Source organism: Enterobacter cloacae complex sp. 309I3 (assembly GCF_050031595.1).
GTDB lineage: Bacteria > Pseudomonadota > Gammaproteobacteria > Enterobacterales > Enterobacteriaceae > Enterobacter > Enterobacter cloacae.
Genome location: NZ_JBLGWI010000001.1, coordinates 2,435,774 through 2,450,704, shown reverse-complemented (window position 1 = coordinate 2,450,704; position 14,931 = coordinate 2,435,774). Strand labels below are relative to the sequence as shown.

The window sequence follows — 14,931 nt, the reverse complement described above, 5'->3', positions numbered from 1 at the left end:
AGAGCTGAAAACCGATACTTCAATTATTAACGTGCAAATTCATGCACCATCACGCAACGAGGTATGTATGACACAACAGTTGATTTTAATCGCGGGCCCCTGGCGCAGCGGGACTGATGGCGACCAGGCCAAAATGGATGAAAACCTTGCCCGTCTGGAAAACGCAGCATTAGCCGTGTACCAGCGTGGCCACGTTCCGGTGATTGGTGAATGGCTTGCGCTACCGCTGGCAAAGGCCGCTGGTTCAACGTCCATTGGGGATGAAATCAGTGAAGCGATGCTCTATCCCGTTGCACACCGGCTTATTGGGAAATGCGACGCGATTTATCGTATTGCCGGTGCGTCTAAGGGAGCTGATATGGATATCGAGGTTGCCCGTAAGCTCGGGCTGAACGTTTACACCTCGTTAGAAAGCATCCCTCAGGCCTGAGGATGCGCCTGAACCTGCCTGCTCATCACAGGCAGGTTCAAGGGTTATTCTGGATCTGAGGTCGTCACCACGGAGACGCCCTTCTCCCTTACCGCGCTAATCCAGGCGCGATCGGTATCATCTTCCACGACAATCGTATTGGCCAGCGATAGCTCGCCAATCACAAACGATGACGCGGTGTTAATTTTTTCTGGCGATGCCAGGACCACTGTCTCGGCGGCCCTGCAGGAAAATGCACGTTTGATGCACGCCTCTTCGAAATCGCCGGTAGTAAGCCCCGCTTCAGGATGGATGCCGGTAACCCCCATGAAGAACAGATCCGCATGGATATTGTCGATGCCTTCAATGGCCGCTGCGCCTACCGTCACGATGGAGTGTTTGTACAGACGTCCTCCGATCAGGATCACTTCAATCGAAGGATGCTCGACGAGCCCAAGGGCAATGCTCGGGCTGTGTGTGACCACGGTAATGCGTAAATCCGCCGGTAAAAACGCGATCAGTTCCGATGTGGTGGTGCCGCCGTCGACAATCACCACCTGCCCAGGGGAAATGAGCTTTGCGCCTTTACGGGCCACATTTTTTTTCGCGTCCATCTTCACCGATTTACGCTCGGCAAATGGCACAGTGGCCGACGAGGCCGGCAGCGCACCGCCATGGACACGCTGCAAACGCCCTTCCGCCGCCAGTTCGCGGAGATCACGACGAATGGTGTCTTCTGACACCGCGAAATGTGCGCTGAGCGCTTTAGACTGGACCTGGCCTTCAGCGGCAAGCTTCTCGAGGATTAATTGTTTTCGCTGACTGGTGAGCATTGTGGATTCCTGATATTGCACGTTTTATCTTGAATGTGCATGATAATGCTGTTTATGACGATCACTCTACGTAAGGAGCAGCAAACGTGCAATCGAAACGTGCAGATGTGCGCATCATTGAAAATGAAACCCTGTCGGATAACTGGTACATCCTGAAAAAGTACACCTTTGAGCTGCAGCGACGCGACGGCGAATGGCAGCGGCAAAGCCGCGAAGTGTATGACCGGGGAAACGGGGCCACGATACTGCTCTATAACCGTGATAAAAGAACGGTGATCCTGACGCGCCAGTTCCGCTTTCCGGTCTTTATCAATGGCCATGAGGACGACCTTATCGAGGCCGCTGCCGGGCTGCTGGATAACATGGATCCCGAAAGCCGCATCAAGGCGGAAGCGGAAGAAGAGACCGGATATCGTGTCTCCCGTGTTGAGAAAGTCTTTGAAGCCTACATGAGCCCAGGCTCCGTCACGGAAAAACTCTATTTTTATATCGCAGAGTATCACCCGCAGGATCGGGCCAGCGCGGGCGGCGGCATCAAGTCAGAGGGAGAAGATATCGACGTGCTGGAAATGCCGCTGGATGAGGCCTTGCGCGGTATTGATACCGGCAGGATTGTCGACGGCAAAACGATCATGCTGCTTTACCATATCGCGCTGAAAGGCGTTCTGTAGTCACTGCGTCGGTTGAGACCTGCCCCAGTGCGGGTCTCTGCCTGTGCTATTCTTGCTGATGAATTCAACACGGAGAGGCAAAAATGGCCGACTGGAACCCTTCGCTTTATCTGCAATACGGTGCCGAACGCACGCGCCCTGCTGCTGAACTGCTCGCCAGAATTCCACTGGATGAGGTGTCCACCATCGTTGATTTAGGCTGCGGACCGGGAAACAGCACCGCGCTGTTGAAGCATCGCTGGCCTTCCGCCCACATCACTGGTGTTGATAACTCACCGGCGATGCTCGAAGAGGCGCGCCAGGCGTTGCCCGATTGCCACTTTGTTGAGGCCGATATCCGGCAGTACAAGCCAGGCCAGCCGCTGGGCCTGATTTATGCGAATGCCTCGCTACAGTGGATCCCTGACCATTACGATCTCCTGCCGCATCTGGTTTCGCTGCTGAAGCTAAACGGCGTGCTGGCGATCCAGATGCCGGATAACTGGCTTGAACCGACACACGTTTCGATGCGTGAAGTGGCTGTTGAACAAGGTTATCCGGATCGTGGTCGTGAACCTCTGCCCGGTGTCCATGCGTATTACGATATTCTGACGGAGGCAGGCTGCGACGTGGATATCTGGCGCACGACCTACTTCCATAAAATGGGATCGCATCAGGCGATTATTGACTGGGTCAGCGCCACGGGGCTGCGTCCGTGGTTACAGGAGTTGAACGAAAGCGAGCAGAAGCAGTTCCTGCAACGCTACCATGAACTGCTGGAAGAGCAGTATCCGCTTCAGGAAAACGGGCAGATACTGCTGGCATTTCCACGCTTGTTTATCGTTGCTCAACGTCAGCCATAAGTCGGCTCAGGAGCGGGCCTCTTTCAGCAACTGCTGAATGACTTTTTCCTGCTGGTCATAATTGCCTTCGCCAAAGGAGGTGTAGCGCAACTGCCCTTTGGCATCGAAATAGTAGTGCGCGGGCCAGTACTGATTCCCGAAGGCGTTCCAGATCTTATAGTTATTATCCGTGACCACCCGATACGGGAGCTGCCATTTCGTCACCGCTTTTTGCACCGAGCTGAGCGGTTTTTCCCACGGGTATTCCGGCGTATGCACACCTATCACCACCAGACCCTGCGCCTGGTACTTTTTGGCCCAGTCGCGAACGTGCGGGAGCGTATGCTGACAGTTGATGCAGTCCCACGTCCAGAAATCAATCAATACTACCTTCCCCCGCAGAGAGTCAGACGTGACAGGGTCACCATTTACCCATCCTGTTCCGCCGCTTAAGGAGGGTAACTGGCTGCTGGGTTCGGTCATCACCACCGGCTGAAGCTTCACCGGTGCCGTTGCGGGTTTCGCCAGCGTCAGGAGCGAGTTTTCCAGACGGTCTGCGACGCCGTTGGTGCCTTTCAGAACGGACGTCATCCCGGTGGCGTTAAACGCAACGGTCGCTAACATCAACACGCCCGCCCCCTTGCGTAACCTTTCCATCAATGCCGATCTGGCACGCAGGGGTGCCATCAGCGCGCGACCACCGATAACCAGCAGCCCCAGCATCAGCGCGCATCCGCTGCCATAAGCGGCCAGCAGTGCCCCCGTGGCAATGGCGGAGTGACCGGCAATATTCAGGCTGAAGATGGCACCCAGAATCGGTCCGGCGCACGGCGACCAGAGCAACCCGACGGCCAGCCCTGCCAGAAATGCGGAGAGAGTACCGCGCGTCTGTCCGCTGCGTGTGTTGAGAAGATTACCTGCGCTGACGGCCGGTCCGGCAATACGCTGGGCGAATGTCGGGAAAATGAGTGCCAGTGCGGCTATTGCCAGTACAACCAGTGCGACCCAGCGCCCTGCTATCGTCGCCTGGGCGATCCAGTTGCTGGCGGCGGTAGCTACCAGTGCCACGAGGGTGAACATTACAATCATCCCCGCGAGCAACGCCAGAATATGCCGTCGTTGCCCCTGGAACCCGGCAAACAGCAGTGGAATAACCGGGAGTGTGCATGGGCTGAGCAGGCTTATCATCCCGCCCAGAAAAGCGATTATCAGAAACATAGTGACCTCACATTACAGATGCCCTGCGAAGCTGCAGTGAGGTTATTTCACCGTGTTGATATGTTCAGGATGTGTGCAAATCAGCGCGAATTGTCTGCGCGCGTATCATGAAGGCTGTCCGATACAAAACCGTACAATTACCCGCGCGGCAGCGTAATCGAAACGTCCAGCCCACCCTCGGCGTGGTTCGCCAGATGCAATTTCCCGCCTAACTGCGCAGTCAACTGGGCGGCGATCGCCAGCCCTAATCCGGTGCCCCCAGTGTCGCGGTTTCGTGAGGTTTCCACCCGATAAAACGGCTGCAATACCGCCTCCAGTTCGGCGTCCGGTATCCCCGGTCCGCCATCGCGAATGGCGATCGTGACATGATGGGCATCTGAATGAATCGTAATGACGGCGTAGTCGCCAAATTTCAGCGCATTATCCAGCAGATTGGTCATCACCCGGCGTAGCGCCTGCGGACGCGTGACCACGGGCAGACGGGCATCGATTGCCTGAAGCTGCACGTTTTTCCCGATGTCCTGGTAATCGCTGGCGATGCTGTTTATCCAGGCATTCAATTCAAGCTTGAGCGAGGTCTCTTCCAGAGATTCTGATGACCGGGCATACGCTATTCCTTCCCGCACCAGGCGCGTCATATTGTCCAGGTCGTTGAGCAACTTGTCCCGCAGTTCCGGCTGGTCCGCCATTTCGACGCGTAACTTCATGCGCGTTATCGGGGTCTGAAGGTCGTGCGATACGGAAGCCAGGATCTGCGCGCGCTCTCGCAGGTAAGACTGGATACGCGCCTGCATCGCATTAAAGGCGTGTGCGGCCCGTTGCACCTCGACTGGCCCTGTCTCGGTCATCGGCGAGCTTGCTGCCGGGTCAAGGGAATCCACCGCCCGGGTAAACTGAGAAAAGGGTCGAATAACCTGGCGCACGGCAATCCATGAGCAGAACGCCAGAAGCAGCAGCTGCAACACAAGCACTACAGGCAGCCAACTGGCGACCGGAGGCATTCGGGGGATAAGGTCAATGGTTAGCGGCGAACCATCGCTCAGCGTAAGGTGGGCCTGAATATGGGAAACCGGCCCCGGCACGGCAGTAAACGTCAGTGGCCAGGTTGCCGACAGCGCCTCTGTCAGGGTGCGGATGGCATCCTGCGAGCGTTTGTCATGCGGTGCAGGCCCCGGTTCACCGGTGCCCAGAATGTAGCGATAGTTCCACCGCGCCAGTCGTTCCAGCCAGGCTGGACGCTCCTTTGCGGGAAGCCGGTCGAGGATGGCCACACTGGTGGAAACGTCATATTCCAGGTTGCCGAGCATCACCGTGCGGGCGCTGCGCATCCGCTCAAGCATGACCAGCGTGAGGCTGAGCGCGTTGGCCAGCAGGAGCCCCAGCATCACGATGATCAGCAGTCGCGTCAGTAACGAGCGTGGCCAGAGCCTCATTCATTGGCCTCTTTGATGATCACCGGCATGGTAAAAACGTACCCTTCGCTGCGAACGGTCTTGATGTAGGCCGGCGTGCGGGCATCTTCATTCAGTCGCTGACGAACCCGACTGACCAGAAGGTCAATCGAGCGCTCAAAGAGTTCAGCATCTCGCCCCTGGGTCAGGTTAAGCAACTGATCGCGGCTCAGCACACGCTGAGGATGGTCTAGGAACACGCGCAGAAGTCGGTATTCCGCCCCGCTGAGTGCCACAATCATCCCTTCGCTGTCGATCAGGTGACGGGCAACGGTGTCCAGTTGCCAGTCGCCGAACATCACCAGGCGCCCGGCCTCGGTCACCTGCAGATTGGGTGGCATGGTGCGAAAACGGCGCAAAATGGCTTTGATACGCGCCAGCAGTTCGCGCGCAACAAAGGGCTTCACGACATAGTCATCGGCCCCCATTTCCAGCCCCAGGATCCGGTCTGTCTCTTCGTTGCGCGCGGTCAGCATCAGGATCGGCAGATCTTTATGTTTACCGCTGCGCAGTCCCCGGCAGAGCGTTAATCCGTCATCGCCTGGCATCATCACGTCCAGCACCACCAGATCGACATGCTGTTTATCTAGCACGGCCCGCATCTCTTTGCCGTTCGCCGCGCCAGACGCGCGATAGCCCGACTTGACGAGATAGTCGACAATCAATTCACGAATATCCCTGTCGTCATCGACGACAAGAATATGATCAATATGCTCCACCGGGATCTCCTGACTGAGGGGTAACGTATTGAAAATAGCACATATCACAGCTTATCCGCGTCGATAACCGCCTTGACGAAATCCTGCGGATCCTCCTGCGGCGGGTTGTGCCCCACGGTGGCCCCAAAGGTGCGGTGTTCATATTTACCGGTGAATTTACCGGCATAGGCTTGCGGCGCAGGATGTGGCGCCCCGTTGTTGCCGCCTTCGATGGTGATTGTCGGAACGGTGATATTTGGCAATGTCGCCAGCTTTTGTTCGTAGCTGTCGTATTTACGCTCGCCTTTTTCGAGGCCTAAACGCCAGCGATAGTTGCTGAGCGTAACCGCGACGTGATCGGGGTTATCCAGGGATTTTGCGCTGGCGTTAAAGGTCGCATCGGAAAACTTCCAGTCTGGTGAGGCCTGAGACCAGATCAGACGGGCGAAGTCATGGGTATTTTTGGCATAGCCTTCGGCACCGCGTTCTGTTGCGAAATAGAACTGATACCACCACTGCTGCTCTGCTTTTGGCGGCAGCGGCTGTTTACCAATCTGCTGGCTGCTGATGAGATAGCCACTTACCGAAACAAGGGATTTGACGCGTTCAGGCCACAGCGCCGCGACAATGTCCGCCGTACGGGCGCCCCAGTCGTATCCCGCAAAAACAGCCTGCTTAATGTTGAGGGCATCCATCAGGTTAACGATATCTTTCGCCATGGCCGAAGGCTGGCCGTTACGCGGCGTGCTTGCTGACAGGAAGCGCGTGGTGCCGTAGCCGCGCAGCGAAGGCACAATGACCCGGTAACCTTTTGCCGCCAGCGCGGGTGCGACTTCGGCATAGCTGTGAATATCGTAGGGCCAGCCATGTAACAGAATCACCGGCTGTCCCTCTTTTGGTCCGATATCGACATAGCCGATATTCAGATCGCCAGCGTTAATTTGCTGAGGGTGATCGAAGGCTGCGGCAACATCTTTGCCGGTGACTTCGGCCTGACAGGACATAACGGTGCCAAGAGAAACGGTTAACGCCAGGGTTGAATACGCGAGTTTGCTGAACATGTTGGTATCTCCGGTTAAGAACAGTTGACGGGGATATAACAACACGCGTTTGTATAGCGGATATGTGCGAAAGGGGGTTTATTGCAATCCTGTGTATGTATCCGGTACACAGATACAGTGTGATACAAACACAGGTGATTCAGGCTTACAGCGAGAGGCGGTAACGTACGTAATCGTCAGCTTCGCCGTATTTGTCATAGAGTTTACGCGCCGGGTTGTTCTCCCGGGTCACCCAATACAGTTTCGACCACCCTTCGCGCTTGCCTTCGGCTATCAGGGCATCAATGAGCGCCTTCCCGGCCCCCGCACCGCGTTCGGTGGCATCAACAAACAGATCTTCCAGGTAGCAAACGGGGGCCGTTGACCAGGTGCCTTCGTGGAGAATGCACATCGCGAAACCAATGATCTTTTCGTCTTTCTCTACTACGCGGCAGAACATCGGTGAATGCGCTGAGAGCGCCCTTTCCCATGTCGATGCGGTAACCGATTCATCGAGAAAGCAGTCATAAAAATGGGTATATCCGTCCCATAGCGGTCGCCACTGGGCGTAATCGTCTGCGCTTAAAGGTCTTACCGTGACAGCCATGCGTTCCTCACATTACAAGTTGATCGCCATTTCAAAACAGCGTAAATCAGCGCCCGCCATGCGCGAGTGATGATACTTTTCGCTCAGCGTGACAAACCCCAGCTTCTGGTAAAACGACCGGGCGTTAGGCGTTGCATCGAGCGTCAGGCGGGTTAACCCCCGGCTATGTGCCTCCTGTTTGAGCGCCTCGATAATCCGGGTCGCCATGCCTTTTCCGGATGCCGCCGGCAAGGTGAATATCGCCTCCAGACAGTGGGTATCCAGATCAAGATAGCCAGTTGCCGCAATGTCGCCCTTTTCATCTTCCACCACGTAAAAAGGGTATTCAATGACCATTTGCCGATAATGCTCCGGCATGTCGTCGGGCGTCCAGCGCGCAATGACGTCCGCGTCGTAACTGGTTTTACAGCCGTGACGAATCGCCTGATTGCGAATATTCCAGAGTATTTCAGCTTCCTGCGGATGTGCTTTTCGTAACGTCATATCACCTCTTTAATGGTTTTTTAACCGGATTTCACGTGCAACTCTGGCAAGACGCTGAGTGCGACAATAGAGGGTAAACAGCACAAAGCCGCTGCTATTCATTACCATCCGACAAAGTATCAGCGCGAAGGATGCGGTGACCAGTGGCCAAAGGTTTCCGCTATGAGAAAACAGAAGATGCAGAACCTGAACGAGAGTTATGACCAGCAGAATGATGAACACTGCCATAAACCCCAACAATCCTGACGTTACCCCTCGGGCCAGAAGCACGCTGATAACAATGAGCGCGCCTGTCATTATTAATGATGGTGCGAAAAAGCTCAGTGCATGGTGTAAAGGTGACAAACCCTGCAACGCGCTGAGAAAAGGCAGAAGGTTTAACGCAAACGCCACTAAAAAAAGAGGTAACAGCGCCGCTACCGGGTAAGGATTTTGACGCGGAAGCTCGCTGAAGGGGCGAGAAAAATACCCTACCAGCTCGGGGGTGGAATGATTCAAAACACGGGTATCACGACGAGCAATGGCCTCCTCTATCTCTTTGCCATGCTGCAGGAGATCCTGGAAAACACGTCCGGTTAAAAGAGACCACAAGCGCATTAAAATTTCGCCATTGAAGAAATGATGCCTATTTTTGGTAGGGTATAAACTCAGCACGCCTCAACTGAATGTGATAGAGATGAAAATACCAGAACGCAAACAAAATCTTAACGCTTAAATATGGAGATCTGCGGATGACGATACCGACGCTCACGACAGAACGCTTGCTGCTAAAACCGCTGGTTGCCGAAGATGCCGTTCAGATACAAAAGCGCTATCCGCGCTGGGAGATCGTCCGCTATCTGGTCTCTTCCGTGCCCTGGCCCTACCCGGATAACGGCGCGGAAAACTATGTCAACAACGTGGCGCTGCCGGATATGGCGAAAGGGATTGCCTGGTTCTGGAGCATCCGCCGTCGTGACGCGCCGGACGAACTGATGGGGGTTATCTGCCTGTACGATGTGGAAGATAACAACCGCGGGTTTTGGCTGGCGCCGGAGTTTCAGGGAAAGGGATATATGCGCGAAGCCAGCATTGCGGCAACGGATTACTGGTTTAACACGCTGAACAAACCCGTATTGCGCGCGCCGAAGGCGGCCGCCAATAGCCGCTCCCGTCGTATTTCAGACAATAGCGGCATGCGGCTTATCAGAACGGAAAAGAAAGCGTACGTCAGCGGTATGCTCGATTCTGAGCTGTGGGAAATCACCCGGGACGAGTGGAACGCCCGTCAGGTCAGCTGATAATACTTATCCGGCATCAGCCTTTCCGGAATGTTCTCTTCATCGTTCATCTGCAGCAGATCGCGTTCCATCATGTTGCAGATGGCGTCCAGCGGCAGGTCGTTGTCTTCGGTACCAAACGGATCTTCCAGCTCTTCTGCCAGCGTATCCAGCGAAATAAAGGTATACGAAATCAGCGCAGAGACAAACGGCGTCATGTAGTGCAGGTCAACAACCAGCGCGAACGGCAGCATGATGCAGAACAGATAGACCGTACGGTGCAGGATAAGCGTATAAGCAAATGGCACGGGCGTGGTGGCGATGCGCTCGCAGCCTGACAGGACAATCGACATATCGTTGAGACGGTTGTTCAGGCTGTGGAACAGAATATCGGAGAGGTCTCCGTTACGGCGTCTGACGGCCAGCCATTCACCCATGATCAACAGAATACGGTTCGCCGGGGAATTGGCGGCCATGACGTTGCGTAAATCCTCCGCCGCCAGATAGCGCGCCAGTTGCCCTTCCCCCTTTTCACGACGCAGGGTCATGCGCAGACAATGGGCAAAGGCGATCTGCAGGCGGACGAACTCACCCAGATGTTTATCATCCGGCAAGGTGTTTTTAACCTCGCGAAATAACGAGCGTGCCGCTATCATCAGTTGCCCCCACAGCTGGCGCGCCTCAACGTAGCGTGAATAGCAGGCGTTGTTTCTGAACCCCAGAAAGATAGCGATGGCCACACCCAGGATGCTGAACGGCGCAACGGTAAATTTGATGCCCAGCGAGGTATACCACGGCAGCATCAGAATAACGGCGATGGATAGCAGGAAGTTAAGTAACAACCGGGTATAGATTTTAGGAAGTACCGAACCGTGCCAGACGAAAATCAGTTGTAGCCAGTGCTGTTTGGGACGAACAATCATAGTCAGCTTCAGGAAAGGAAAGAGCCGCGTTATTAAACGTGATCCCTGTCACGGTTGCAAGCTTGTTAATAAGAGATTGCATTTTATCACCTGATAAGCAATAAACCGCACGGTGCTAGAGCCTGCTTTACATAAACGAGTTCATAGTATGTTGTAACTAATAAGGTATAAAATACCCGGCCGAAGCCGGATATGGTTTAACAAAGCGGTTTTACTGCGGCCCGCATCCCCTGTTGCAGAATCGCGTCGAGATCGCGCGAAACCTGACCGACAAGACCCTCTACCTGAGTTAAATCCTGCTCCCAGTGCTCAGTAACGCTTAAAACGGAGGCGACCAGCTCGCGGGTGGTGATCTGTTTATCGTGATGCTGCGCCCACAGCTGTTGGTAACGAGCAAGCCAGTGCGCATCATCCTGCACCGGATAGTTCTCCCCGTTACGCTCTGCACGGTAGAACGCGATCAGTGCGGCCAGCGCGAACGTCAGGCGAGCGGGCAACGTGCCAGATGCCCTCACCCCCGCCAACAGCTGCGGCAGAATGCGCGTGCGATACTTGGTCATGCCGTTAAGGGCAATCGACAGCAGCTGATGCTTGATATACGGATTGCGGAAACGACCCGTAACGGCGCTGGCGAAAGAGGCCAGTTCATCACGCGGCAAATCCAGGACCGGAATGATTTCCTCATAGATCGCTTTTTCGATGAATGCGCATATGTCGGCATCATTCATCGCCTCGCCCACCGTATCCAGCCCCGCCTGGAACGCCACCGGCACCAGCGCTGTGTGCGCGCCGTTGAGAATCGCCACTTTGCGCTCCTTGTACGGCTTAATGTCATCCACAATCCGCACGTTTAACGGGAATTTGTCCAGACGCAGTTCGCTGGCCAGGGATTCAGGCCCCTGAATAACAAACAGGTAGAAATGTTCAGCGGTATCCAGGAACGCATCGTGATAGCCAAGCCCGGCTTCCAGCGTCGCCGCTTCGTCGCGCGGATACCCCGTTACAATGCGGTCAACTAACGTGGAGCAGAAGCTGTTATGCGCATTCAGCCACTGAATAAATTCCGCTGGCAGTGCCCATGCCTGTGCATAGCGCAGCACCAGTTCGCGCAGCGCTTCGCCGTTATAGTCTATTAGCTCGCACGGAATGATGATCCAGCCTTTGTCCGCTGCGCCGTTAAAATGGCTGAAGCGCTCAAACAGCAGCCGCGTCAGCTTCGCTGGATAGCTCACCGCTGGCGCATCTTCGAAACGATCGCCCGCGTGCCAGCTAATCCCCGCCTCGGTGGTGTTGGAGAAGACAAAACGCATCTCCGGATTGTGCGCCAGTTTCAGAAATTCATCGTACTGGCTGTAGACGCTAATCTCCCGATTCACCGAGCGGATAAGACGCGCTTCGCTGACCGCCTCGCCCTGCTCATTCAGACCCCGAATGATCGTGGTATACAGGCCATCCTGAGTGCTTAATGACGGCGGGAAGTCGCTTTGAATTGGGCGTACGACCACGACGCCGGCATTGAGATCGGTATGTTCGTTTAACAGGTCGATTTGCCAGTCGACAAACGCACGCAGGAAATTGCCCTCGCCAAACTGAATGATTCGTTCGGGGTAGAGAGCACCGGGGAAATCACGACGGTTAAGTGTGTTCACAATGGGGTCCTTTTATGATTAGTCGTACAACCTGATTAAATTGGTATGATAACTTACCAAAGGTTTTCGACCAGAACCCCGCTTTTGATCAATTCATCACGTCATTGAGGGAAATAATCACAAGAACTTATAGAAGACCGATGTGGCAGTCATCGCGCCATCCGGCATTAGCGCATAACGCGGGATCTCTCCCACTTTTTGCCAGCCAGCGCGCTGGTAGAAGGTCTCCGCTCCGCTGCCGGTTGAGGTATCCAGCACCAGCACCGAGATGTCTCTTGCTCTGGCCTGCACTTCCAGCTCCTCCATTAACGCCATCGCGGCACCTTTACGACGCGCTTTTTCATGCACCAGCAGCTTTGCCACATCGGCACGATGCGGCTGGTTTTCCGGCTGATCGGTAATGAGCTGCACGGTGCCAATCACGCCATCCTGAGAATCGATGCAGGCCAGCACAACGCGTTCGTTACGCTCTACGCTCCCAGCAATATCCTGCCAGAAAGCACGAGCTTTATCGGTACTGAATGGCAACATAAAACTGACGGAAGCGCCGCCCCTGACACAATTTTCAAGGATATCGGCCAGCGCATCGAGGTGGGTGAGAATATCGTCCCGGGTGAGGGTTTTGATCTGCAGTGAGGTATTCATGGGTTTTCCTTACGTTGAATACGCTCACTGTGCATTTAACATTTACGTAACGCAATCACATCAGACATAGGCTTTTGTTATGTCATGTTGCGCGCTTGCGCTGCTGCTTCATGGCATACATTTTTTCATCCGCGTCTTTCATCCACTGCTGCAGATCGTTGCCGTTATGATCGAACTCGCTCAGCCCCCAGGAAAAATGGAGTGACCAGGGATGCAGCCTGCGCGCATTGTACTGTTCAACCTGCTCGGCCAGATACTGCATGGCAATCCAGGCCCCCTGCTCGTCGGTATCGGCAAACAGCACGGCAAACTCATCGCCGCCAAAGCGAACCAGCAAATCCGCTTCACGGAAAGAGGTGCGCATCAGTTCCGCCATCACTTTCAGCGCGTTGTCGCCCTCTTCATGTCCGTAGCGATCGTTAATCTCTTTGAAGCGATCCAGATCCAGCCAGCCCAGAGTTAACGGCTCCGCCCGGCGTCTGGCTACGGAGAGCGTGAACCGGAGCAGCTGGTTAAAGCCCCGACGGTTAAACAGACCGGTTAATTCATCGGTTGTCGCCGCGCTGACGGCAGCAAACTCGTCTTCCGCCAGTGCGCTCAGATCGCCCAGCACGGCAAGATCGGCTGCGGAAAATTCACGAGGAGAATAATCAATCAGGCACAGCGATCCCACGCTCGCCCCGTCACGTAAACGCAGTGGAAAACCGGCATAGAACCTTACGCCGGGCTCACCGGCCACCAGCGGATTATCGGCAAATCGATCGTCCTGACGCATATCGGCAACCACCAGCGGCGCTTCGCTGAGGATCGTATGGCCGCAAAACGAGATATTACGCGGAACGGTGTCAGGCGCCTGACCATCGGCCGACTTCACAATCAGCGAGTGTTCATCAATAAGATTGACCATCGCCAGGGGAACCTGGAAGAAGCGTTTTGCCAGACGTGTCAGTCGGTCAAACGCCGGGGAACTGTCGATCTCAAGCAGGCCTGACTCGCGCAGCGAGTTCAGACGTTCCATTTCATTTGCTGGGGTTGCAGGTGTTTTCATAACGTCTCCTGACGCAAAGCGTTACTCAAAGCGTAGCCTAAACAGAGACATTGTCAGTGCGCGAATATTCTGTTCTTACCGTCCCGCTTGGCGCGGTACAGGGCGTTGTCCGCGGCCTGTAGCCAGTCGGTTACGCTTATCATTTCTCGCGTGGCACAGGCGATACCGATGCTGAGCGTGCAATGCACCGTCTCCTGAGCCACCTCCTTTTTCATTGCAGCCGCATCCATAATGCGTCTGGCGACAACTTGCGCCTCTTCAAGGGTGGTATCCGGCAGCAACACCACAAATTCATCACCGCCAAGGCGTGCGGGGGTATCGTTCGGGCGTGTCGACAAATGCAGTATTTGCGAGACGGCCGCCAGCAATGCATCCCCAACCTTATGACCAAAACGATCGTTAACGTCTTTAAAATTGTCGATATCGATGAACATCAGGGCCGATTCCCGGCACGTCTGGCGCAGTTTATTCAGTTCGTGGTCAATGCGCTTTTCGAGCAGCCGTCGGTTCGCGATATCCAGTAGCGGATCCATCATCGCGATCCGCTCAAGCTCCCGGCTCTTGATCCGCAGGCGCAGCGCAATGCTGTCCGTTAATATGCTCAGCGCCAGCAGATAAATTGCAATCAGCGGCAGCGTGGCAAACATGGTGCGCTGCGAAACGTACATATCCACCGCCATTCCCTGCGTCAGCCAGGTCACCAGAAAAACGCCCACCATGGTGATGGCCGCCTTTCTCATCAGCGTAACGCCCCCTGCCGAGAGCCGGTCGGTCAGCATGATGGTGGCAATGACCACCGACGGCAGCGGATTAACCGCCATCATGGCGATCCAGAATCCCCCCGCCCCGGCGTCCAGCACCAGATTCTGATGCTCAGTCACCAGCGGCATGGCCGAATTTCGCGCCCGATACCAGGCAAGCGTAGGCCAGATAAACGCGTTCAACGCCAGCAAACACATCAGCCAGATTGAACGATTCTGTTCAATCAGTACGGAGAGGATGGGAACAAAACAGAGAAACGTGCCGAGAATACGCATCAGATACATACGTTTGACAAACCGGCTTCCTGGTACACGAGGGGTTCTACTGAGTTTGTCAGCTGCATTCATTCTGCGAATTTTCCGATAGCTTTCTTGCGGTATCTTATTGACGTTAAAAATACCTAGCAAGCAATTT

General features: G+C 55.0%; 17 protein-coding genes. 4 read left to right on the top strand and 13 right to left on the bottom strand.

Features of this window, described 5'->3' with window-relative positions:
* Positions 1-67: 67 nt before the first annotated feature.
* Entirely contained in the window at positions 68-430 is a 363-nt protein-coding gene (locus ACQG22_RS11615; RefSeq protein ID WP_023619585.1) for a DUF4406 domain-containing protein, read from the top strand.
* A 44-nt stretch (positions 431-474) separates the two neighbouring features.
* On the opposite strand, the gene ACQG22_RS11610 is transcribed toward ACQG22_RS11615, so the two are convergent.
* Complete coding sequence (locus ACQG22_RS11610; protein ID WP_057071904.1) at positions 475-1,242, bottom strand: DeoR/GlpR family DNA-binding transcription regulator; 768 nt, start codon at positions 1,240-1,242, stop codon at positions 475-477.
* A gap of 86 nt (positions 1,243-1,328) precedes the next feature.
* On the opposite strand from ACQG22_RS11610, the gene ACQG22_RS11605 reads away from it, so the two are divergent.
* On the top strand, positions 1,329-1,913 hold the full coding sequence (locus ACQG22_RS11605; protein WP_020688643.1) for an NUDIX domain-containing protein: 585 nt from the start codon (positions 1,329-1,331) through the stop codon (positions 1,911-1,913).
* Between the two features lie 83 nt (positions 1,914-1,996).
* Complete coding sequence (gene tam / locus ACQG22_RS11600; protein WP_062856647.1) at positions 1,997-2,755, top strand: trans-aconitate 2-methyltransferase; 759 nt, start codon at positions 1,997-1,999, stop codon at positions 2,753-2,755.
* A 6-nt stretch (positions 2,756-2,761) separates the two neighbouring features.
* Here tam and ACQG22_RS11595 read toward each other — a convergent pair whose 3' ends face one another.
* The 7 genes from ACQG22_RS11595 to ACQG22_RS11565 form a co-directional block, all read right to left on the bottom strand.
* Entirely contained in the window at positions 2,762-3,952 is a 1,191-nt protein-coding gene (locus tag ACQG22_RS11595) for a cytochrome c biogenesis protein/redoxin (protein ID WP_262816322.1), read from the bottom strand.
* Positions 3,953-4,089: 137 nt separating this feature from the next.
* Positions 4,090-5,385: a sensor histidine kinase gene (locus tag ACQG22_RS11590; RefSeq protein WP_369706487.1), complete on the bottom strand. Its 1,296-nt coding sequence runs from the start codon at positions 5,383-5,385 to the stop codon at positions 4,090-4,092.
* Positions 5,382-6,122, bottom strand: a complete 741-nt coding sequence (locus ACQG22_RS11585; protein ID WP_020688639.1) for a response regulator — start codon at positions 6,120-6,122, stop codon at positions 5,382-5,384. Before ACQG22_RS11585 ends, ACQG22_RS11590 begins: the two co-directional genes overlap by 4 nt.
* A 44-nt stretch (positions 6,123-6,166) precedes the next feature.
* A complete protein-coding gene (locus ACQG22_RS11580) occupies positions 6,167-7,162 on the bottom strand; it encodes an alpha/beta fold hydrolase (RefSeq protein ID WP_013096598.1) in 996 nt (331 codons plus the stop codon).
* Positions 7,163-7,307: 145 nt separating this feature from the next.
* Positions 7,308-7,748, bottom strand: a complete 441-nt coding sequence (locus tag ACQG22_RS11575; RefSeq protein WP_038980697.1) for a GNAT family N-acetyltransferase — start codon at positions 7,746-7,748, stop codon at positions 7,308-7,310.
* A 12-nt stretch (positions 7,749-7,760) separates the two neighbouring features.
* On the bottom strand, positions 7,761-8,231 hold the full coding sequence (locus ACQG22_RS11570; RefSeq protein WP_020688637.1) for a GNAT family N-acetyltransferase: 471 nt from the start codon (positions 8,229-8,231) through the stop codon (positions 7,761-7,763).
* A 9-nt stretch (positions 8,232-8,240) separates the two neighbouring features.
* Entirely contained in the window at positions 8,241-8,828 is a 588-nt protein-coding gene (locus ACQG22_RS11565) for a hypothetical protein (RefSeq protein ID WP_057071900.1), read from the bottom strand.
* 134 nt (positions 8,829-8,962) lie between these two features.
* Here ACQG22_RS11565 and ACQG22_RS11560 point away from each other — a divergent pair, with 134 nt between their 5' ends.
* Entirely contained in the window at positions 8,963-9,511 is a 549-nt protein-coding gene (locus ACQG22_RS11560; RefSeq protein WP_369706488.1) for a GNAT family N-acetyltransferase, read from the top strand.
* Here ACQG22_RS11560 and ACQG22_RS11555 read toward each other — a convergent pair.
* The 5 genes from ACQG22_RS11555 to ACQG22_RS11535 form a co-directional block, all read right to left on the bottom strand.
* Complete coding sequence (locus ACQG22_RS11555) at positions 9,499-10,413, bottom strand: bestrophin family protein (protein ID WP_023619574.1); 915 nt, start codon at positions 10,411-10,413, stop codon at positions 9,499-9,501. The two genes, ACQG22_RS11560 and ACQG22_RS11555, sit on opposite strands and share 13 nt — an antisense overlap.
* A gap of 197 nt (positions 10,414-10,610) precedes the next feature.
* The gene (locus ACQG22_RS11550; RefSeq protein ID WP_029883280.1) at positions 10,611-12,062 is read right to left on the bottom strand and encodes a tagaturonate reductase; all 1,452 of its coding nucleotides are present in this window, start codon (positions 12,060-12,062) and stop codon (positions 10,611-10,613) included.
* 117 nt (positions 12,063-12,179) lie between these two features.
* A complete protein-coding gene (locus tag ACQG22_RS11545) occupies positions 12,180-12,707 on the bottom strand; it encodes a GNAT family N-acetyltransferase (protein WP_013096605.1) in 528 nt (175 codons plus the stop codon).
* Between the two features lie 82 nt (positions 12,708-12,789).
* Entirely contained in the window at positions 12,790-13,755 is a 966-nt protein-coding gene (locus ACQG22_RS11540) for a sensor domain-containing diguanylate cyclase (protein WP_013096606.1), read from the bottom strand.
* A gap of 53 nt (positions 13,756-13,808) precedes the next feature.
* On the bottom strand, positions 13,809-14,801 hold the full coding sequence (locus ACQG22_RS11535; RefSeq protein ID WP_020688631.1) for a sensor domain-containing diguanylate cyclase: 993 nt from the start codon (positions 14,799-14,801) through the stop codon (positions 13,809-13,811).
* Positions 14,802-14,931: the final 130 nt, after the last annotated feature.